Origin of the sequence: Actinomadura craniellae, from assembly GCF_003289645.1 — a bacterium.
Classification (GTDB): Bacteria; Actinomycetota; Actinomycetes; order Streptosporangiales; family Streptosporangiaceae; genus Actinomadura_D; species Actinomadura_D craniellae.
Map to the genome: position 1 here is coordinate 124,402 of NZ_QLYX01000015.1, position 18,180 is coordinate 142,581.

The 18,180-nt window shown below is 71.7% G+C and carries 21 protein-coding genes; 15 read left to right on the top strand and 6 right to left on the bottom strand.

Features of this window, described 5'->3' with window-relative positions; genetic code table 11:
- Window positions 1–17: 17 nt before the first annotated feature.
- Window positions 18–1,238, top strand: coding sequence for a radical SAM family heme chaperone HemW (gene hemW / locus DPM19_RS27300; protein ID WP_111870918.1), 1,221 nt, complete (start codon window positions 18–20; stop codon window positions 1,236–1,238).
- Here hemW and DPM19_RS27305 read toward each other — a convergent pair.
- Together DPM19_RS27305 and DPM19_RS27310 are read right to left on the bottom strand one after the other, a co-directional pair.
- Window positions 1,235–1,792: a DUF4870 domain-containing protein gene (locus DPM19_RS27305; protein ID WP_111870919.1), complete on the bottom strand. Its 558-nt coding sequence runs from the start codon at window positions 1,790–1,792 to the stop codon at window positions 1,235–1,237. The two genes, hemW and DPM19_RS27305, sit on opposite strands and share 4 nt — an antisense overlap.
- Window positions 1,793–1,832: 40 nt before the next feature.
- Complete coding sequence (locus DPM19_RS27310; RefSeq protein WP_111870920.1) at window positions 1,833–2,660, bottom strand: DUF3097 domain-containing protein; 828 nt, start codon at window positions 2,658–2,660, stop codon at window positions 1,833–1,835.
- Window positions 2,661–2,812: 152 nt separating this feature from the next.
- On the opposite strand from DPM19_RS27310, the gene hrcA reads away from it, so the two are divergent.
- The 3 genes from hrcA to DPM19_RS27325 are packed head-to-tail and all read left to right on the top strand — an operon-like array spanning window position 2,813 to window position 5,685.
- The gene (hrcA, locus tag DPM19_RS27315) at window positions 2,813–3,826 is read left to right on the top strand and encodes a heat-inducible transcriptional repressor HrcA (RefSeq protein ID WP_111870921.1); all 1,014 of its coding nucleotides are present in this window, start codon (window positions 2,813–2,815) and stop codon (window positions 3,824–3,826) included.
- On the top strand, window positions 3,827–4,957 hold the full coding sequence (gene dnaJ, locus DPM19_RS27320) for a molecular chaperone DnaJ (protein WP_111870922.1): 1,131 nt from the start codon (window positions 3,827–3,829) through the stop codon (window positions 4,955–4,957). It abuts the gene before it with no gap.
- Window positions 4,954–5,685, top strand: a complete 732-nt coding sequence (locus DPM19_RS27325; RefSeq protein ID WP_111870923.1) for a 16S rRNA (uracil(1498)-N(3))-methyltransferase — start codon at window positions 4,954–4,956, stop codon at window positions 5,683–5,685. The genes dnaJ and DPM19_RS27325 overlap by 4 nt, the downstream gene beginning before the upstream one ends.
- An 8-nt stretch (window positions 5,686–5,693) precedes the next feature.
- Here the strand turns inward: DPM19_RS27325 and DPM19_RS27330 are convergent, their stop codons facing one another.
- Window positions 5,694–6,365 carry a hypothetical protein gene (locus tag DPM19_RS27330; protein WP_111870924.1) on the bottom strand — a complete coding sequence of 224 codons (672 nt, stop codon included), beginning with the start codon at window positions 6,363–6,365 and terminating at the stop codon, window positions 5,694–5,696.
- The gene (locus tag DPM19_RS27335) at window positions 6,362–6,949 is read right to left on the bottom strand and encodes a SigE family RNA polymerase sigma factor (RefSeq protein WP_111870993.1); all 588 of its coding nucleotides are present in this window, start codon (window positions 6,947–6,949) and stop codon (window positions 6,362–6,364) included. The genes DPM19_RS27330 and DPM19_RS27335 overlap by 4 nt, the downstream gene beginning before the upstream one ends.
- 265 nt (window positions 6,950–7,214) lie before the next feature.
- Between DPM19_RS27335 and DPM19_RS27340 the strand changes: the two genes are divergently transcribed.
- The 4 genes from DPM19_RS27340 (at window position 7,215) to DPM19_RS27355 (ending at window position 10,532) form a co-directional block, all read left to right on the top strand.
- Window positions 7,215–7,565, top strand: coding sequence for a histidine triad nucleotide-binding protein (locus tag DPM19_RS27340; RefSeq protein WP_111870994.1), 351 nt, complete (start codon window positions 7,215–7,217; stop codon window positions 7,563–7,565).
- A 92-nt stretch (window positions 7,566–7,657) separates the two neighbouring features.
- Window positions 7,658–8,728, top strand: a complete 1,071-nt coding sequence (locus DPM19_RS27345) for a PhoH family protein (RefSeq protein ID WP_111870925.1) — start codon at window positions 7,658–7,660, stop codon at window positions 8,726–8,728.
- Between the two features lie 2 nt (window positions 8,729–8,730).
- The gene (ybeY, locus tag DPM19_RS27350; RefSeq protein WP_111870926.1) at window positions 8,731–9,210 is read left to right on the top strand and encodes an rRNA maturation RNase YbeY; all 480 of its coding nucleotides are present in this window, start codon (window positions 8,731–8,733) and stop codon (window positions 9,208–9,210) included.
- On the top strand, window positions 9,207–10,532 hold the full coding sequence (locus DPM19_RS27355) for a hemolysin family protein (protein ID WP_111870927.1): 1,326 nt from the start codon (window positions 9,207–9,209) through the stop codon (window positions 10,530–10,532). Before ybeY ends, DPM19_RS27355 begins: the two co-directional genes overlap by 4 nt.
- A gap of 10 nt (window positions 10,533–10,542) precedes the next feature.
- On the opposite strand, the gene DPM19_RS27360 is transcribed toward DPM19_RS27355, so the two are convergent.
- On the bottom strand, window positions 10,543–10,875 hold the full coding sequence (locus tag DPM19_RS27360; protein WP_111870928.1) for a cytidine deaminase: 333 nt from the start codon (window positions 10,873–10,875) through the stop codon (window positions 10,543–10,545).
- 85 nt (window positions 10,876–10,960) lie between these two features.
- Here DPM19_RS27360 and era point away from each other — a divergent pair, with 85 nt between their 5' ends.
- Window positions 10,961–11,893 (top strand): GTPase Era, encoded by a 933-nt coding sequence (era, locus tag DPM19_RS27365; protein WP_111870929.1) that lies wholly within the window; start codon window positions 10,961–10,963, stop codon window positions 11,891–11,893.
- Here the strand turns inward: era and DPM19_RS27370 are convergent.
- Window positions 11,884–12,483 (bottom strand): hypothetical protein, encoded by a 600-nt coding sequence (locus DPM19_RS27370; RefSeq protein WP_146779011.1) that lies wholly within the window; start codon window positions 12,481–12,483, stop codon window positions 11,884–11,886. The two genes, era and DPM19_RS27370, sit on opposite strands and share 10 nt — an antisense overlap.
- A 118-nt stretch (window positions 12,484–12,601) precedes the next feature.
- On the opposite strand from DPM19_RS27370, the gene DPM19_RS27375 reads away from it, so the two are divergent.
- The 6 genes from DPM19_RS27375 (at window position 12,602) to urtD (ending at window position 18,177) form a co-directional block, all read left to right on the top strand.
- On the top strand, window positions 12,602–13,213 hold the full coding sequence (locus DPM19_RS27375) for a zinc-ribbon domain-containing protein (RefSeq protein WP_158566912.1): 612 nt from the start codon (window positions 12,602–12,604) through the stop codon (window positions 13,211–13,213).
- A complete protein-coding gene (ddaH, locus tag DPM19_RS27380) occupies window positions 13,210–13,974 on the top strand; it encodes a dimethylargininase (protein ID WP_111870932.1) in 765 nt (254 codons plus the stop codon). Before DPM19_RS27375 ends, ddaH begins: the two co-directional genes overlap by 4 nt.
- A 185-nt stretch (window positions 13,975–14,159) precedes the next feature.
- Window positions 14,160–15,359 (top strand): urea ABC transporter substrate-binding protein, encoded by a 1,200-nt coding sequence (urtA, locus tag DPM19_RS27385; protein ID WP_111870933.1) that lies wholly within the window; start codon window positions 14,160–14,162, stop codon window positions 15,357–15,359.
- Window positions 15,360–15,464: 105 nt separating this feature from the next.
- Window positions 15,465–16,343, top strand: a complete 879-nt coding sequence (gene urtB / locus DPM19_RS27390; protein WP_111870934.1) for an urea ABC transporter permease subunit UrtB — start codon at window positions 15,465–15,467, stop codon at window positions 16,341–16,343.
- Window positions 16,340–17,434, top strand: coding sequence for an urea ABC transporter permease subunit UrtC (gene urtC / locus DPM19_RS27395; RefSeq protein ID WP_111870935.1), 1,095 nt, complete (start codon window positions 16,340–16,342; stop codon window positions 17,432–17,434). The genes urtB and urtC overlap by 4 nt, the downstream gene beginning before the upstream one ends.
- Window positions 17,431–18,177: an urea ABC transporter ATP-binding protein UrtD gene (gene urtD, locus DPM19_RS27400; protein ID WP_233510785.1), complete on the top strand. Its 747-nt coding sequence runs from the start codon at window positions 17,431–17,433 to the stop codon at window positions 18,175–18,177. Before urtC ends, urtD begins: the two co-directional genes overlap by 4 nt.
- Window positions 18,178–18,180: the final 3 nt, after the last annotated feature.

Consider the following 18,180-nt stretch of genomic DNA (forward strand, 5'->3'; position numbering starts at 1 on the left):
GGCGGCAGACTTGGGGGGTGCCCGCGATCCTGCCCGACGGTGACCCCGTACCCGACGACGGCGCGCTTCCCGGCGCGGCCCTGGTCGGGCTCGGCACCCGCCCGTTCGCCTTCTACGTCCACGTCCCGTTCTGCGTGACCCGGTGCGGCTACTGCGACTTCAACACCTACACCGCCGCCGAACTGGGCCCCGGAGCCTCCCGGGCCGAGTACGCCGACACCGCGATCGAGGAGGTCCGGCTGGCCCGCCGGGTGCTCGGCGACGCCGAACTCCCGGTGCGGACGGTGTTCTTCGGCGGTGGCACCCCGACCCTGCTGCCCCCCGGCGACCTGGGCCGCATCCTGGCCGCCATCGAGGCGGAGTTCGGCCTCGCCCCGGGCGCCGAGGTCACCACCGAGGCCAACCCCGAGTCGGTGGACCGGCGGTATCTGGACGGCCTGCGCGCGGCCGGGCTCACCCGGATCTCCTACGGTATGCAGAGCGCCCGCGAGCACGTCCTGGCGACGCTCGACCGCACGCACACCCCCGGCCGGGTGCCGCAGGTGGTCGAGTGGACGCGGGCGGCCGGCTTCGAGCACGTCAACCTCGACCTGATCTACGGCACGCCGGGGGAGGACGAGGACGACTGGCGGGCCTCCCTGGAGGCCGCGCTGGCCGCCGGGCCCGACCACGTCTCGGCCTACGCGCTGATCGTCGAGGAGGGCACCCGGCTGGCCGCCCGGGTCCGCCGCGGTGAACTGGCCCCGCCCGACGACGACGCGATGGCCGACCGCTACCTGCTGGCCGAGGAACTGCTGGCGGCGCACGGCCTGCACTGGTACGAGATCTCCAACTGGGCCGCCGCCCCGGACGCCCGCTGCCGGCACAACCTGCTCTACTGGACCGGCGCCGACTGGTGGGGGGTCGGGCCTGGCGCGCACGGCCACGTCGGCGGCACCCGCTGGTGGAACGTCAAGCACCCCGCCGCCTACGCGACCCGGCTGGCCGAGGGCCGCAGCCCCGCGCACGCCCGGGAGGTGCTGACCGAGGACGACCGGCGGGTCGAGCGCGTGATGCTGGAGTTGCGGCTGGCCACCGGCTGCCCCCTCGCCCTGGTGGACGGGCCGGCCGCCCGCCGGGCGGTCGCCGGCGGGCTGCTGGAGCCGGGGGCCTACGAGAACGGCCGCGCGGTGCTCACCCTGCGCGGCCGCCTGCTCGCGGACGCGGTGGTCCGCGATCTGCTCTGGCCGGAGGGCTAGCGGAGTTTGAGCAGCGGCCAGGCGACGAACGTCGGGATGGTGTAACGCTCGGCTCGGGTGACCGCCTGACCGGCTTTGACCAGGAAGAACATCACCACGGCCACGTACGCCAGCCAGGGTGCGAAGAACATGTCGGACACGAACGCGCCCAGCAGGAAGAAGGGCACGGCGACGATCATCGCGGCCACGGCGACGTTGAGCGCCTGGGTGGCGTGGAAGGCCAGGAACCGGGAGCTGCGCTTCTTCACCACGTACACGATCGCCGGGGCGATCGCGCCGACCAGGAACTGGCCGAGATAGGCCATCAGCGCCCAGCTCGTGTCGACGTCGGTCACCTGGTCGGGGCCGTAGGAGGAGTACCCGCCGTAGGGCTGCTGGGGCGGCGGGCCGCCGTACCCCGGGCCGGGACCGGGGCCGTAGCCGGGCTGGGGGCCGTATCCGGGCTGTGGGGGGCCGTATCCGGGCTGCGGGGGACCGTAGCCCCCGCCGTACCCGGGCTGCTGGCCGTACCCTGGCTGCTGGCCGTGGGATCCCCTGCGCCGCCGGTCCGGCATGGCCTGCTCCTTTCACGTGCACCCGGCCCGTGGCGGCCGTTCAGCCCGACGGCTCCGGTGCGGTAACGAAGTCTATGAGTTCTTCGACGCGCCCGAGGAGCGCCGGTTCCAGGTCGGTATAGGAGTTCACCGCGCCGAGGATGCGCCGCCACGCCTCGCCTGTCTCCATCCGCCAGCCGAGCGCGGTCAGCACGCCCTCCTTCCAGGGCACCCCCGGGGGCACGTCCGGCCAGCCGGGGATCCGCACGGCGGCGGGCTTGACCCCCTGCCAGACGTCCACGAAGGGGTGCCCGGTGACGAGCACGTGCGGCGAGGTGATCGCGGCGGCGATCCGGCTCTCCTTGGAACCGGGGACCAGGTGGTCGACGAGCACCCCGAGCCGGCGCCCCGGCTCCGGGCCGAACTCCGCCACGACGGCGGGCAGGTCGTCCACGCCCTCCAGGTACTCCACGACGACGCCCTCGACGCGCAGGTCGTGGCCCCAGACCTTCTCCACCAGCTCCGCGTCGTGCCGGCCCTCCACGTAGATCCGGCTCTCCCGGGCGACCTGGGCTCGCAGCCCGCGCACCGCGATCGAACCGGAGGCGGACCGGGCGGGCGCGGCGGGACCGGGGGTGGGCCGGACGAGGGTGACCGGGCGGCCGTCCAGCAGGAAGCCGGCCGGGGCGAGGGGGAACAGGCGGCGCCGGCCGAACCGGTCCTCCAGCGTCACCCCCTGCTTGTCGCAGGCCACCACCGCGCCACAGAACCCGCTGTCGGGGTCCTCCACGACCAGATCGCGTTCGGCGGGCACCTGCGGTATCTGCCCCTTGCGCGGGCGCCGCCAGTCGCCCGCCAGCACGTCGTCGCCGTAGTCCTTGCTGCGCACGGCGGCACCCTAACGCCGGAGCGGGGCGAACCGGGCGTCGCCCTTGGTCCGCCGGCGTGGCGGATCGAAGCCGCAGGCCGCCCCCATCCGCGCCGCGGAGCCGTACACTTGGCACTCAGAGGTAGGGAGTGCCAGTGGCGGGAGGTGATCACGTGCTCGATGACCGCAAGCTGGCGGTGCTTCGCGCCATCGTCGAGGACTACGTCTCCACCAACGAGCCGGTCGGCTCGAAGGGGCTGGTGGACCGGCACAACCTCGGAGTCTCGCCCGCGACGATCCGCAACGACATGGCGGTGCTCGAGGAGCAGGGCTACATCGCCCAGCCGCACACCAGCGCGGGCCGGGTGCCGACCGACAAGGGTTACCGGCTGTTCGTCGACCGGCTGTCGACGGTCAAGCCGCTGTCCAAGGCCGAGCGGCGGGCGATCGAGACCTTCCTGAACGGCGCCTACGACCTCGACGACGTGGTGCGCCGGACGGTGCGGCTGCTCGCCCAGCTGACCCGCCAGGTCGCCGTGGTGCAGTACCCCTCGCTGACCCGGTCGTCGGTGCGCCACGTCGAGCTGGTGCCGGTCGCCGACCAGCGGCTGCTGCTGGTGCTGATCACCAACACCGGCCGGGTCGAGCAGCGGGTGATCGAGACGCAGTCCCCGGTCACCGAAGACACGATCACGCAGCTACGGGCGCTGCTGAACACCTGCCTGGACGGCTGCCGGCTCGCCGAGGCGCCCACCGCGGTGGCCGACCTCCCCGACCGGGTGGCGGTCGACGACCGGCCGGTGGCGGCGGCGGTGCTCTCGGTGCTGCTGGAGACGCTGGTCGAGAAGCACGACGAGAAGGTGGTGTTCGCGGGCGCCGCGAACCTGGCCGCCGTCGACTTCGCGCAGAGCTTCCGGGACGTTCTGGAGGCGCTCGAGGAGCAAGTGGTCTTGATGCGGTTGCTCGGTGAGACCGGAGACTCCTCTACCCTGACGGTGCGGATCGGCACCGAGAATCCGCACGAGGGCCTGCGGTCGACCTCCGTGGTCGCCGCCGGCTACGGCGTCGGAGATCAGGCCCTGGCCCGGCTGGGAGTGCTGGGCCCGACGCGCATGGATTACCCCGGCACGATGGGAGCAGTACGGGCAGTGGCACGTTATGTCGGACAGATCCTGGCGGGGTCGTAAGTGTCCAACGACTACTACGCGACCCTCGGCGTTCGTCGCGACGCCGGCGCGGATGAGATCAAGAAGGCCTACCGCCGGCTCGCCCGCGAGCTCCACCCGGATGTCAATCCGGATCCGGAGACCCAGGAGCGGTTCAAGGAGATCACCCAGGCCTACGAGGTGCTCTCCGACCCCAAGAAGCGCGAGATGTACGACCTGGGCGCCGACCCGTTCGCCGCGGGCGCGGGCGCCGGGGCCGGCTTCGGCGGCGCGGGCTTCCCGTTCAGCGACATCATGGACGCCTTCTTCGGCACGGCCGCGGCGCGCGGCCCGCGCAGCCGGGCCCGGCGCGGCCGCAACGCCACGCTGCGGGTCGAGCTGGAGCTGGCCGAGACGGCGTTCGGCACCACCCGTGAGCTGGCGATCGACACCGCGATCGTCTGTTCCACCTGCACGGGCTCCGGGGCCGCTTCCGGCACCCACCCCGAGAACTGCGACATGTGCCACGGCCGGGGCGAGATCCAGCAGGTGCAGCGGTCGTTCCTCGGCCAGGTGATGACCTCGCGGCCGTGCCCCCAGTGCGGTGGCTTCGGCAGCGTCATCCGCCACCCGTGCCCCGAGTGCTCCGGGGACGGCCGGGTCCGCACCCGCCGGACGATCAAGGTCCGCATCCCGGCCGGAGTGGAGAACGGCACCCACATCCAGCTCGCGGGCGAGGGCGAGGTCGGCCCGGGCGGCGGCCCGGCGGGCGACCTGTTCCTGGAGATCGTCGAGCGTCCCCACGCGATCTTCGAACGGGACGGCGACGACCTGCACTGCACCGTGCAGATCCCGATGACCGCGGCGGCCCTCGGCACCAAGGTCACGATCGAGACCCTCGACGGTCCCGAGGAGGTCGACATCAAGCCCGGCACCCAGTCCGGGCAGGTGATCCCCCTGTACGCGAAGGGCGTCAAGCACCTCAACGAAACCGGCCGCGGCGACCTGATGATCCACGTCAACGTGGAGACGCCGATCAGGCTCGACGAGGAGCAGGAGGAACTGCTGCGGCGGCTGTCGCAACTGCGCGGCGAGGAGCGCCCGCCCGGTAAGTTCGCCCCGGGCCAGCAGGGCTTCTTCTCCCGGCTCCGGGACGTCTTCACCCAGGGATGAGCCCGCCGGTCTTCCTCGCCGAACCGGGCCGGCTCACCGCCGATCAGGTGGTCCTGGACGGCCCCGAGGGGCGGCACGCCGCGACCGTGCGGCGGCTGCGCCCCGGGGAACGGGTCGACCTGACCGACGGGGCCGGTCTGCTGGCCGAGTGCATCGTCACCGCGGCCGGGCGCGACGCGCTGACCCTGGAGGTGCTGGCCCGGCACCGGACCGAGCGTCCCGAGCCCCGGCTGGTGGTCGTCCAGGCGCTGCCCAAGGGCGACCGGGGCGAGCTCGCCGTCGAGCTGATGACCGAGGTCGGCGTCGACGAGATCGTGCCCTGGGCGGCGGACCGCTGCGTGACACGGTGGCGGCCGGAGCGCCGGGAGAAGGCGCTCGGGCGGTGGCGTGCCACCGCCCGCGAGGCGGCCAAGCAGGCCCGCCGGTCCTGGCTGCCCGAGGTGGCCGACCTGGCCGACACCGCCCGGGTCGCCGACCGGCTGGCGGGCGCGGCGGCCGGGGCGGTGCTGCACGAGGAGGCGACCGAGCCCCTGTCAGGCCTGTGCCCGCCCACCGCCGGCGAGTTGGTGGTGGTGGTCGGCCCCGAGGGCGGGATCACCCCCGAGGAGCTCGAAGCCTTCGCCGCGGCGGGTGGCCGGCCGTTCAGGCTCGGCCCCACCGTGCTGCGCACCTCCACCGCCGGTGTCGCCGCGGCGGCCCTGCTGCTGGGCGCCACCGGCCGCTGGTGACCCGTGTTTCAGGAGGCGTTGGCCGCCGGGGAGGGGGCGGTGCCCTGAGTGCCCGGGTCGGGTTCGGCTGACGGGTCGGGCTCCGGCGTGGGGGAGGTCGGGGCACCCGGGTCCGGTGTGACCGGGTCGCTGGGCGCGGGCGCGCAGGGGCCCTGCGGCGTGGCGGAGGGCACGGGCGAGGGCGAGCCCGTTCCGGCACTTCCCTGCGGGGGACAGAACGGGGCGCCGGTGGCCGATCCGGTGGGGGGCGCGGTCGGGGAGCCGGTGGGGGGCACCGAGGGGCCGTCGCCCGGCTGCTGCGGGCCGCCCGGCCACGGAGCGCCGCCCGTGCCGGTCCCCTGCGAGGTGTCGGCCCCCCGGGGATGATCGTCGTTGGACGGGTCGTTGTGCCCTGCCGAGGTGATCTGACCGATGGTGGCGGGGGCGGACAGCACGACGAGCGCGGCGAGCACCACCGCGGCGCCCGCCAGCACCGGCCGCACCCAGGACTGGGCGAACCAGGTCCAGTCGGGCAGGCGGGGAAGCGCCAGCCGGCTCGACAGCGGAAGGCGATCGTGGCCGGCCGCGATCCGGGCGCGTATCCGTTCGAGTCCGTCGGGAGCCGGCACGACCTCGTCCGCCTCCGCGTGCAGGGCACGGCGCAGGAGGTCGCCGTACTCGTCGTGAGGGTCGGTGGTCATGAAAACTGCTCCAGGACGTTGCGGAGGGCGGCCATCCCGCGGGCCGTATGGCTCTTCACGGCGCCGCGGCTGATGCCCATGGTGCGGGCGATCTCGGCTTCGGACAGATCTGCGTAGTACCGCAGGACGAGAGCCTCCCGCTGCCGGGTGGGCAGCCCGCTCAGGGCCTGGACGACCGCGCTGCGCTCAAGCTCGACGATGGCGCCGTTCTCGGCGCTGGGTGCGTCGGGCAGGCCCTTGGGCGCGTACTTCTCGACCACCGCGCGGTGCCGCAGCACGGACCGGGACTTGTTCACCACCGACTGGCGCAGGTAGGACAGCGCCTTGTCGGGGTCGCGCAGCCGCCGCCAGCCGCCGTGCATGGCGACGAAGGCGTCCTGCACCACCTCCTCGGCGGTCGCGACGTCGCGTACCAGCAGGGCGGCGAGCCTGACGAGGGAGCGGTAGTTGGCCGCGTACAGGGCGGTCACGGCCTGGTCCGCGTCCCAGGCGACGGCTACGGCGCCCGCCGTGGCACTGGCCACGAGGGTCTCTGTCACGTCAGTGGGACGCGCTCCGTCACTGTCGGGTTTACCAAAGGGCATCTTCAGCCTTGCCTCGGTCACCTGTTCGCCGTCCCCCGGCCGTCTTCTCGGTACGACGCGGACGGGTGCGACCCGGCCGGTGGCGTACGTGGGACCCAGTGCGGCGTTCCGGGGGGAACCGGGGGTGCGCACTGCGCTGCAACCTTAACCGCAGCGGGGCCCTGCGCGCCCACGGAGCCGGGGGATCCGCGATGTCCGGAGCGGGCCGCGGGGACGGTCCGGATAGGATTCCAGAGTCCGTTCGACGACGGTGTGAGAGGTGCTCGTGTCCGAGCCGGCCTGCCTGTTCTGCAAGATCGTCTCCGGTGAGGTGCCGGCGAAGGTCGTGCGCGAGACCGCGCGCACGGTGGCCTTCCGCGACATCAACCCGCAGGCCCCCACCCACGTCCTGGTGATTCCCCGGGAGCACCACGTGCACGTGGGCGCGCTGGCCGCGGCCGACCCCGAACTGCTCGCCGCCGTGCTGGGCGAGGCGCACGAGGTCGCGGTGGACGAGGGCATCGCCGAGACGGGCTACCGCGTGGTGTTCAACACCGGCGCGCAGGCCGGCCAGACCGTGTTCCACGTCCACGCGCACGTGCTGGGCGGCCGGGGCCTGGGCTGGCCCCCGGGATAATCGAGGGCGCGCCGTCGTACCCGCCCAGTAACATGGGGAGCGACAGTCACAGGCACCGAACAGGCAGGACTGAAAGGCCGTAAGGCCGGCTGATGGTCGAATCAACACGCTCGGCGCGCAAGGAGCAGGCGCCCGTACGCTCCCAAGTCAAGATCGTGGTGCCGGACGACCATTCCATGGTCAGTCTTCTAGGCTCCCGGGACGAACTGCTCCACGTCATCGAACGCGCCTTCCACAGCGACATCCATGTCCGCGGCAACGAGATCACCGTGACCGGCCCGGACGCCGAGACCGAACTCGCGACCCGCCTCTTCTCCGAACTGGTCGAGTTGCTCAAGGGCGGCACCGAACTCACCCCCGACGCGGTCGAGCGCAGCCTGGCCATGCTCCGGGGCCGGCACGGGGAGCGCCCGGCCGAGGTGCTGACGCTCGACGTGCTCTCCAGCCGGGGCCGCACGATCCGGCCCAAGACGCTGAACCAGAAGCGCTACGTCGACGCGATCGACAAGCACACCGTGGTGTTCGGCATCGGCCCGGCGGGCACCGGCAAGACCTACCTGGCCATGGCCAAGGCGGTCAAGGCGCTCCAGGACAAGAAGGTTAACCGCATCATCCTGACCCGTCCGGCGGTCGAGGCCGGCGAGCGGCTGGGCTTCCTGCCGGGAACGCTCTACGAGAAGATCGACCCGTATCTGCGCCCGCTGTACGACGCGCTGCACGACATGGTCGACCCCGACTCGATCCCCCGGCTGATGGCGGCCGGCACGATCGAGGTCGCGCCGCTGGCCTACATGCGTGGCCGGACGCTCAACGACTCCTTCATCATCCTGGACGAGGCGCAGAACACCTCGCCCGAGCAGATGAAGATGTTCCTGACCCGGCTCGGCTTCGGCTCGAAGGTCGTGGTGACCGGCGACGTCACCCAGGTCGACCTGCCGTCCGGGCAGCAGAGCGGGCTCCGGGTGGTGCAGGACATCCTCGACGGTATCCGGGACATCCACTTCTGCCGGCTCGACAGCCAGGACGTCGTCCGGCACAAGCTGGTCACCGACATCGTCGACGCCTACAGCCGCTACGACGAGGACCGGCGCGCGGCGGGCGACCCCCAGCAGGGCGCGGCCACGGGGCGTGGGACGCGCAAGCGCGGGCGCCAGGGCGGCTGACGATGAGCATCGAGGTGCTGAACGAGTCCGGCGCGGCGGTCGACGAGGAGGCGCTGGCCACCCTCGCCCGGCACGTGCTGGACGGCATGCGGGTCCATCCGCTGGCCGAACTGTCCGTGCTGTTGGTGGACGAGGCGGCGATGAGCGCGCTGCACGAGAAGTGGATGGGCGAGCCCGGGCCGACCGACGTGCTGGCCTTCCCCATGGACGAGTTGCGTCCCGGCCACATGTCGGGCGGCGCGGACGATGCGGGGACGCCCGATCCCGGGCTGCTGGGCGATGTGGTGCTCTGCCCGTCGGTCGCCGAGCGGCAGGGTGCCGAGGCCGGGCACGGCACCGCCGCCGAGCTCGAACTGCTGTGCACCCACGGCATCCTGCACCTGCTCGGTTACGACCACGCGGAACCGGCCGAGCACGCCGAGATGTTCGGGCTGCAGGGCCGGCTGCTGGAGTCCTGGCAGGAGAAACGCCCCCCGCGATGACGTCCGGACAGGGTTGGGCGGTGGCCGTCTCGGCCGGGCTGGTCGTGCTGGCCGGTCTGCTGGCCAGTTTCGAGGCGGCGCTGACCCGGGTGTCCCGGGTCCGGGCCGAGGCGCTGGTCAAGGAGGGCCGGCGTGGGGCCGAGCGGCTGGCCGAGGTGGTCGCCGACCCGGCCCGCTACGTCAACCTGGCCCTGTTGCTGCGCACCGGGTGTGAGCTGGGCGCCACCGTCATCGTGGCCGACCTGTTCATCTCGTGGCTGGACGAGACCTGGCGGGCGTACCTGACGGCCGCCGTGGTGATGATCCTGGTGAGTTACGTGGCGGTCGGCGTCGCGCCGCGCACCCTCGGCCGCCAGCACGCCGACCACATCGCGCTGGCCGGCTCGGCGGTCATGCTTCCGGTGACCCGGGTGTTCGGGCCGCTGCCCCGGCTGCTGATCCTGCTGGGCAACGCGCTCACCCCCGGCAAGGGCTTCCGGGAGGGGCCCTTCGCCTCCGAGGCGGAGCTGCGCGACCTGGTCGACCTGGCCGAGCAGCGCAGCCTGATCGAGCCTGACGAGCGGGAGATGATCCACTCGGTCTTCGAGCTGGGTGACACGCTGGTCCGCGAGGTCATGGTGCCGCGGACCGACATCGTGTTCATCGAGCGCGGCAAGACGCTGCGGCAGGCGCTCTCGCTGGCGTTGCGCAGCGGCTTCTCCCGGATCCCGGTGGTCGGCGAGAACGAGGACGACGTGGTGGGCATCGCCTACCTCAAGGACGTCGCCCGGCGTGCCCACGAATACCGCGACGGCGAGTCGGTGGAGCGGGTGGAGTCCGTCATGCGCCCGGCGACGTACGTGCCCGACAGCAAGCCCATCGACGAACTGCTCCGCGAGATGCAGGCCCGCCAGATCCACCTGGCCGTCGTGATAGACGAGTACGGCGGCACGGCCGGGCTGGTCACGATCGAGGACATCCTCGAAGAGATCGTCGGCGAGATCACCGACGAGTACGACGTGGAGCCACCGCGGGTCGAGTGGCTGGCGGACGGGTCGGCCCGGGTGACGGCCCGGCTGCCCACCGAGGACCTCGCGGAACTGTTCGACGTGGAGATCGACGTGCCGGAGGTCGAGACCATCGGCGGGCTGCTGGCCTACGCCCTCGGCCGGGTCCCGATCGAGGGCTCCACGGCGACCGTGTCGGGGCTGGTGCTGACCGCCGAGACCATCGCCGGCCGCCGCAACCGGATCGGCACGGTCCTCGTCACCCGGCCCGTCACCGCAACGGAGCCGGAGCGGCCGGCCGCCGGGTCCGTCGCCGAGGATTTCCGGGATTCCTGACCCGCGCGGGTCAGAGGGTGGCGCGCAGGGTGCCGTCGGGGGCGGCGACCAGGATGGGGGCCTGGCCGCCGAGGTCGTGAACCGCGGCGACGTCGATCTCGGCGGCGGTGCCCGTGGTGGTCACCAGGGCGGCGGCCTCCAGGCCCTCCGCGCCGCTCGCCGCCGCCACGGCCACCGCCAGTCGCAGTGCCGACAGCTTCAGCGACGGCAGATCGACGGTCGTGGCGGAGTAGGTCCGCCCCATGGTGTCGCGCACCGCCGCCCCCTCGAGCGCGCCGGTGCGCGCCCGCGCCGCCCGGGCCAGGGTGATGATCTTGGCGTCCTCGGCAATGATCTCGCTCACGGCCCCAGCCTAGTGCCGCCCCGCCCGCCGGTGCCCTGGCCGGCCGCTGGACCGTCCGATCCCGCGAGTAGGCGACAATCAGGGAGTGACATCGCCGCAGACGACGCCCCAACGACCGGTCGAGGGCTTCCGCGCCGGGTTCGCCTGTTTCATCGGGCGGCCCAACGTGGGCAAGTCCACACTCATGAACGCCCTGGTGGGCTCGAAGGTGGCGATCACCAGCAGCCGGCCGCAGACCACCCGGCGGGCCATCCGCGGCATCGTGCACCGCGCGGACGCACAACTGATCGTGGTCGACACCCCAGGCCTGCACAAGCCGCGCACACTGCTCGGCGAGCGGCTCGACAGCCTGGTCCGCTCCACGCTGACCGAGGTCGACGCGATCGGGTTCTGCGTGCCGGCCGACCAGCCGATCGGCCCCGGCGACCGGTTCATCGCCCGGGAACTGGCCCAGGTCCGCCGGACCCCGACTCTCGCGATCGTCACCAAGACCGACCTGGCCACCAAGGAACAGGTGGCCGAGCAACTGCTACGGGTCGGCGAGCTGGGGGAGTTCGTCGACATCGTTCCGGTTTCGGCGGTGGACGGCTACCAGGTGGACCTGGTGGGCGACCTGCTGGTCTCGCACCTGCCCGAGGGGATGCCGCTGTACCCCGAGGGTGATCTCACCGACGAGCCCGAGCAGTTGCTGGTGGCCGAGCTGATCAGGGAGGCGGCGCTGGAGGGCGTGCGCGACGAGCTTCCGCACTCGATCGCCGTGGTCGTCGACGAGATGCTGCCGCGCCAGGACCGCCCCGATCTGGTGGACATCTACGCGCACGTCTTCGTGGAGCGGCCCAGCCAGAAGGCGATCGTGATCGGGACCAAGGGGAGCCGGCTGCGTGAGGTGGGCACCCGCGCCCGCCGGCAGATCGAGGCGCTGCTGGGCACCAAGGTCTTCCTGGACCTGCGGGTGTCGGTCGCCAAGGACTGGCAGCGCGACCCCAAGCAACTCCGCCGCCTGGGGTTCTACGACTGAGCCGGCCGAGGTGGCTCGGTCGGCGGCTGGTCCGGCCGGGCGGGCTGCTCGGGGGATCGGTGGGTCATGGCGCCGGCCAGGCCGAGGCCGACGACCAGCAGTGACGTGGCCAGGGACGTCCACCAGCCGTAGCCGAGCGAGAGTTCGAAGCCATAGCTGCTCCCGGCGCTGAGACCGTCCCGCAGGCCGTTCAGCCGGAGCAGGAAGATCCCGCAGCAGACCGGGCCCAGCCCGGCCGGCGCCGCGGCGTACAGGCAGATCCGCGGGTCGGAGACGGCCAGCCCCCAGATCGCCAGGGCGATGACGAGCAGGGCGATGACGGGGATGAGCTGCCCGGTGCCGTCCGCCTCGACGCCCGCACGGCTGTAGCTGTACAGCCGGAACATCACCTCGGCGCGGATCCAGGGCAGGAAGCCCGAGACCAGCAGCACGCCGGCGGCGGCGACCATCGCGTAGTGCAGCGGGCTGCGCCCGGCCGGTGCGGGCGCGGTCGGTACGGGTGTCACGGGAGCCGGCGCGGGCGCGTACTCCGGCGGGAGGAAGCGCGGCCGCTCCGGTGGGCCGTGATCCAGATCACCATGCTGGCTCATGCGGCCACTTTAAGAGGTGGTGGCGGGCAGGATCCGGACCGCCCGCCCGGCAGAATCGGTCATGGCGATCTTCAGGGCTCGGTACGTTGGTTTAAGGCATGTTTGGGGGGAGACTTCGGTGTTGCTGATTTTCGGGCTGTCGGTGTTCTTCCGCACCATCGACGAAGGCACCTTCCACTGCCACCGGTGCGGCGGTGACCGCGCGTACCGCCGGCGGGCCGGCCGCCGCTGGTTCACCCTGTTCTTCCTGCCGGTGATTCCGCTCGGCCGGGTCGGCGAGGTGATCGAGTGCCGCACCTGCCGGGCCCGGTTCCAGGCCTCGGTGCTGCGGCTGCCGACCGCGCACGAGATGGCCGCCGCCCTGCCGGCCGGGATGCGGGCCGCGGTGGGGCTGGTGCTCCGCGCGGGCGACCCGACCGACCCGGCGACCCGGCGCCGGGCCGTCGAGGCCGTCCGCGGGTACGGCGAGCACAACTACGACGACTCCGCCGTCGAGGCCGACCTGCGGCTGCGGGAGGAGTTCCTCGACGAGGAGGTGACGCGGGCCGGCGGCCAGCTCACCGTCGAGGCCCGGGAGTGGTTCCTGGCCCAGGTGGTCCGCGTCGCCCTGGCCGACGGCGGGCTGAGCGACGCGGAGCGGCAGGCGCTGCACCGGGTGGCCGGCGACCTGGGCCTCTCCCCGGCGCACGCGCTGGGCGTGATCGTGACGACCGAGGGCGCGGCACGGTGACCGGGCGTCCCGGCACGGCCCTGGTGCGGCGGCCCGGACCGCGGGTGGCCGAGGGCATCGTGACCCACGTCGAACGCCGGCCGGTCGATGCCGTGCTGGCGTATCGTCAGCACGACGCGTACATCGCGGCGCTTGCGGCGGCCGGCTGGCGGATCCACCCGGTGGACGCGGCCGACGACCTGCCTGACGCGCCCTTCGTTGAGGACACGGTGGTGGTCTGCGGCGATCTCGCGGTGCTGGCCCGGCCGGGCGTCGAATCCCGCGTCCCCGAGGTGGCCGGAACGGAGAAGGCCGTCCGCGACCTGGGTCTGGACGTGTGCCGGGTCGAGCCGCCCGGCACGCTGGAGGGCGGCGACGTGCTCCAGGTCGGCGACACGGTGTACGTGGGGCGTTCGGCGCGTACCGACCACGACGCGATCTGCCAGCTCGGCGCGCTGCTGAACCGCCGGGTGGTCGCCGTGGACGTGCGCGGGTGCCTGCACCTCAAGAGCGCGATGACCGCGCTGCCCGACGGGTCGCTGATCGGGCTGCCAGACCTGGTCGACACCACCGTCCTGCCGTATCTTCAGGTGGTTCCCGAGCCCACCGGCGCGCACGTGGTGGTGCTGGGCGACGACCACGCGCTGCTGGCGGCCTCCGCGCCCCGCACCGCCGCGCTGCTGCGCTCGGACGGCTACCAGGTCACCACGGTCGACATCAGCGAATTCGAGGCCCTGGACGGTTGCGTCACCTGCCTGTCGGTTCTCGTGCCCGGCCGCTGACACCGTTTCTCGACCGTTCCAACCGCTCACCGGCGACGATATGCGCGGTGAGGGTTTGGTAAAGCACTGTTCACATATCGGATGATTGGCGGAAATATCATTCCGCGAACTTGTTCACAGAAAACGAAGGCGGCGGGGGCCTCTCTGTGAGGAGTGAACAGTTGCGGAAAGCATTCCTGCGTCGTATGGCAGCATTGGCGATTTTGCCGTCGATGCTACTCACCGCCTGCGGTGGAGAATCAGGAGAAAATGCGTCCGGGGGAGCGGACGGAAACACCATCAAGGTCGGACTGCTGCACTCGCTCAGCGGCACGATGGCGATCAGTGAGGTCACCGTCCGGGACGCCGAGCTGCTCGCCATCGAGGAGATCAACGCCGCCGGCGGCGTCCTCGGCAAGAAGCTCCAGCCCGTCGTGGAGGACGGGGCGTCCGACTGGCCCACCTTCGCGCAGAAGGCCCAGAAGCTCATCAGGAAGGACAAGGTCGCGACGGTGTTCGGCGGCTGGACCTCGGCCAGCCGCAAGGCCATGCTCCCGGTCTTCGAACGCAACAAGGCGCTGCTGTGGTACCCGGTCCAGTACGAGGGGCTGGAGAGCTCGCCGTACATCTTCTACACCGGGGCGACCACCAACCAGCAGATCGTCCCGGGCCTCGACTACCTCAAGGAAAAGGGCAAGAAGAAGGTCTTCCTGGTCGGCAGCGACTACGTCTTCCCGCGCACCGCGAACAAAATCATCAAGGCCTACGCAAAGGCCAACGGAATGGAGATTCTGGGCGAGGAGTACACCCCGCTGGGGCACACCGAATACAGCACGCTCGTCAATAAGATCGCCCAAGCAAAGCCGGACGCGGTGTTCAACACCCTCAACGGTGACAGCAATGTGGCCTTCTTCAAGCAATTGAAGAGCGCCGGCATCACGGCCGCCCAGATGCCCGTCATGTCGGTGAGCGTCGCCGAGGAGGAAGTCGGCGGGATCGGCATCGACAACATCGTCGGCCACCCGGTGGCCTGGAACTACTACCAGACCACCCCGGGCGCGGCCAACGAGAAGTTCGTCAAGGCCTTCAAGGCCAAGTACGGCGCCAAGAAGGTCACCTCCGACCCGATGGAGGCCGGTTACAACGCCGTCTACCTGTGGGCCGAGGCCGTCAAGAAGGCCGGCAGCACCGACGTCGCGGCGGTGAAGAAGGCCGCCGGCGGGATCGCGCTGGAACGTCCCGAGGGCCTGGTCACCATCGACGGCAGCAACCAGCACATGTACAAGACCGCCCGGATCGGCGTCATCCAGCCGGACGGCCTGATCAAGGAGGTCTGGAACTCCGGCAAGCCGATCAAGCCGGACCCGTACCTCAAGACCTACCCCTGGGCCACCGGCCTGTCCTGACCCTGTCCTGACTGTGGGTGCACGGTCCGCGCGCGACGGGGCGCGCGGGCCGTGCCACGGCGTATCACCGGCGGCCGAGAAGGCCGCGAAGCCCCGGAGGCGGCAGTGGAATCCCTGTTCAACCAATTGCCGATCGGCCTGAGCATCGCCGCGGTGCTCCTGCTGATCGCGCTGGGCCTCACCTTCACGTTCGGCCAGATGGGCGTGATCAACATGGCCCACGGCGAGTTCATCATGGCCGGTGCGTACACGGCCTACATGCTTCAGGACCTGACCGGCACCCAGGCGGTCGCGGTGGCCCTGCCCGTGGCGTTCGTCGTCGCGGGCGCCATGGGCTGGCTGCTGGAACGGCTGGCGATCCGGCACTTCTACGGCCGGCCGCTGGACACCCTGCTGCTCACCTGGGGGGTGAGCCTGGTGCTCCAGCAGGCGGCGCGCGACATCTTCGGCGCCCCCAACGTCCAGGTCGTCGCGCCCTCGTGGCTGTCGGGCGGGGTGGAGATGTTCGGCTCCAACCTGCCCTACGCCCGGCTGTTCATCATGGCGCTGGCGATCATCTGCGTGATCGCGATCTGGGCGTACATGAACCGTTCCCGGCAGGGCCGCAGGATGCGCGCGGTCATGCAGAACCGCGAACTGGCCGGATGCAGCGGGGTCGACACCGAGCGCGTCGACCAGCTCACGTTCTTCATCGGCTCCGGGCTGGCCGGGGTCGCGGGTGTGGCGCTGACGCTGATCGGCCCGGTCGGCCCCAACCTCGGCACCTACTACATCGTCGACGCCTTCCTGGTGGTCGTGGCCGGCGGGCTCGGGCAGCTGCGCGGCGCCGTGATCGCCGCGGTCGCGCTCGGCCTGCTCAACTCCTACGCGGAGTTCTGGACCGACGCGAGCCTGGCCAAGGTGATCGTGTTCGCCGCGATCATCGCCTTCCTGCAGTTCCGGCCGCAGGGTCTGTTCGTCCTTCGATCGAGGGCTCTCACATGAGCGAAAAACTCCGCGGCTACGGCCTGTTCGCGCTCGTCGCCCTGCTCCTGCTGGTGGTCGCCCCGCTGGTGCTGCCGCCGTTCCGGCTGGACGAGCTGGCCAAGTACCTGTGCTTCGCGATCGTCGCCCTGGGCATCGGCCTGGCCTGGGGCCAGGGCGGCATGCTGACCCTCGGCCAGGGCGTCTTCTTCGGCCTCGGCGGCTACGCGATGGGGATGTACCTCAAGCTGCACGACGCCGGGCCCGGCGGGCTGCCCGACTTCATGGAGTGGAGCGGGGTCGAGACGCTGCCGGCGTTCTGGAAGCCGTTCGCCAACCCGGTGGTGGCGCTGGCCGCGGTGGTGCTCGTGCCGGTCGCGGTGGCCCTGCTGCTCGGCACCCTGGTGTTCCGGCAGCGGGTGCGCGGCGCGTACTTCGCCATCCTCAGCCAGGCGCTGGCCGCCGCCTTCGTGATCCTGCTCGTCGGGCAGCAGGGCCTGACCGGCGGCACCAACGGGCTCACCAACTTCTACGACATCTTCGGGCAGGACCCCGAGGCCGAGAGCACCCAGCGGTCGATGTACTTCGTCACCGCGCTGGTGCTCGGGGTGCTCTACCTGGGCGCCCGGCAACTGGTGAAGAGCCGGTTCGGCCGGCTGCTGGTGGCCGTACGGGACGGCGAGGACCGGGTGCGGTTCCTCGGCTACAACCCGGCCACGGTCAAGACGATCACCTTTGCGATCTCGGCGGGCATGGCGGGGCTGGCCGGGGCGCTGTTCGTGCCGGTCGTCGGCATCATCTCGCCGTCCCTGCTCGGCGTGGTGCCGTCGCTGGAACTGGTCGTGGCGGTGGCGATCGGCGGCCGGTACGCGCTGGCCGGCGCGATCCTCGGCGCGATCATCATGAACTACGCCAAGACCGGCTTCAGCGAGGAGTTCGCCGGCGGCTGGCTCTACCTGCAGGGCGCCCTGTTCATCCTGGTCATGACGCTGGCGCCGAAGGGCGCGATCGGCGTCTACCACCAGGCCCGGGACGCCCTCGCCCGGCGCCGCAGACCCCCCGCGGCCGAGGACGACGCCCCCGTACCGCAGAAGCAGGAGGTGCCGGCGTGAGCGCACTGCTGGAGATCCGCGGGCTGGAGGTCGTCTTCGACGGCTTCCGGGCCATCGACGGGATCGACCTGACCGTCGACCAGGGGGAGCTGCGCTTCCTGATCGGCCCCAACGGGGCCGGCAAGACCACGCTCATCGACGTGATCACCGGGCTGACCCGGCCCGCCGCCGGGTCGGTGCGGTTCGGTGGCACCGAACTGGTCGGGCACAAGGAGCACAAGATCGTCCGGCTGGGCATCGGCCGCACGTTCCAGACCTCCGTGGTGTTCGAGGAACTGTCGGTGGTCGAGAACCTGGACCTGGCGGCGAGCTTCCGCCGGCCGCTGGCCGCGCTGCTGCGGCAGCGCAGGGGCGTCTCGGACACGGTCCGGGCGGCGCTGGAGACGATCGGGCTGACCGACCTGGCCGAGCGCCCGGCGGGCGTGCTCTCACACGGCCAGCGGCAGTGGCTGGAGATCGGCATGCTCATCGCCCAGGGACCGAAGCTGCTGCTGCTCGACGAGCCGGTGGCCGGCATGAGCAAGGACGAGCGGGAGCGCACCGGCGAACTGCTCACCGAGATCGCCAAGGACCACACGGTGATCGTGATCGAGCACGACATGGAGTTCCTGCGCCGGTACGCCTCCCAGGTCACGGTCCTGCACGAGGGCACCGTGCTGGTGGAGGGCGACGTGGCCGCCGTGCAGGCCGACCCCCGGGTCCAGGAGGTCTACCTGGGCCGTTCCCGAGAGGACGCCGCGTGAGCG

Coding starts and splice junctions, on each gene's coding strand:
- DPM19_RS27305 (WP_111870919.1), bottom strand. CDS start 1,792: ATGCCGGACCGGCGGCGCAGGGGATCCCACGGCCAGCAGCCAGGGTAC.
- DPM19_RS27325 (WP_111870923.1), top strand. CDS start 4,954: ATGAGCCCGCCGGTCTTCCTCGCCGAACCGGGCCGGCTCACCGCCGAT.
- DPM19_RS27330 (WP_111870924.1), bottom strand. CDS start 6,365: ATGACCACCGACCCTCACGACGAGTACGGCGACCTCCTGCGCCGTGCC.
- DPM19_RS27335 (WP_111870993.1), bottom strand. CDS start 6,949: ATGCCCTTTGGTAAACCCGACAGTGACGGAGCGCGTCCCACTGACGTG.
- DPM19_RS27345 (WP_111870925.1), top strand. CDS start 7,658: ATGGTCGAATCAACACGCTCGGCGCGCAAGGAGCAGGCGCCCGTACGC.
- ybeY (WP_111870926.1), top strand. CDS start 8,731: ATGAGCATCGAGGTGCTGAACGAGTCCGGCGCGGCGGTCGACGAGGAG.
- DPM19_RS27355 (WP_111870927.1), top strand. CDS start 9,207: ATGACGTCCGGACAGGGTTGGGCGGTGGCCGTCTCGGCCGGGCTGGTC.
- DPM19_RS27370 (WP_146779011.1), bottom strand. CDS start 12,483: ATGAGCCAGCATGGTGATCTGGATCACGGCCCACCGGAGCGGCCGCGC.
- urtA (WP_111870933.1), top strand. CDS start 14,160: ATGGCAGCATTGGCGATTTTGCCGTCGATGCTACTCACCGCCTGCGGT.
- urtC (WP_111870935.1), top strand. CDS start 16,340: ATGAGCGAAAAACTCCGCGGCTACGGCCTGTTCGCGCTCGTCGCCCTG.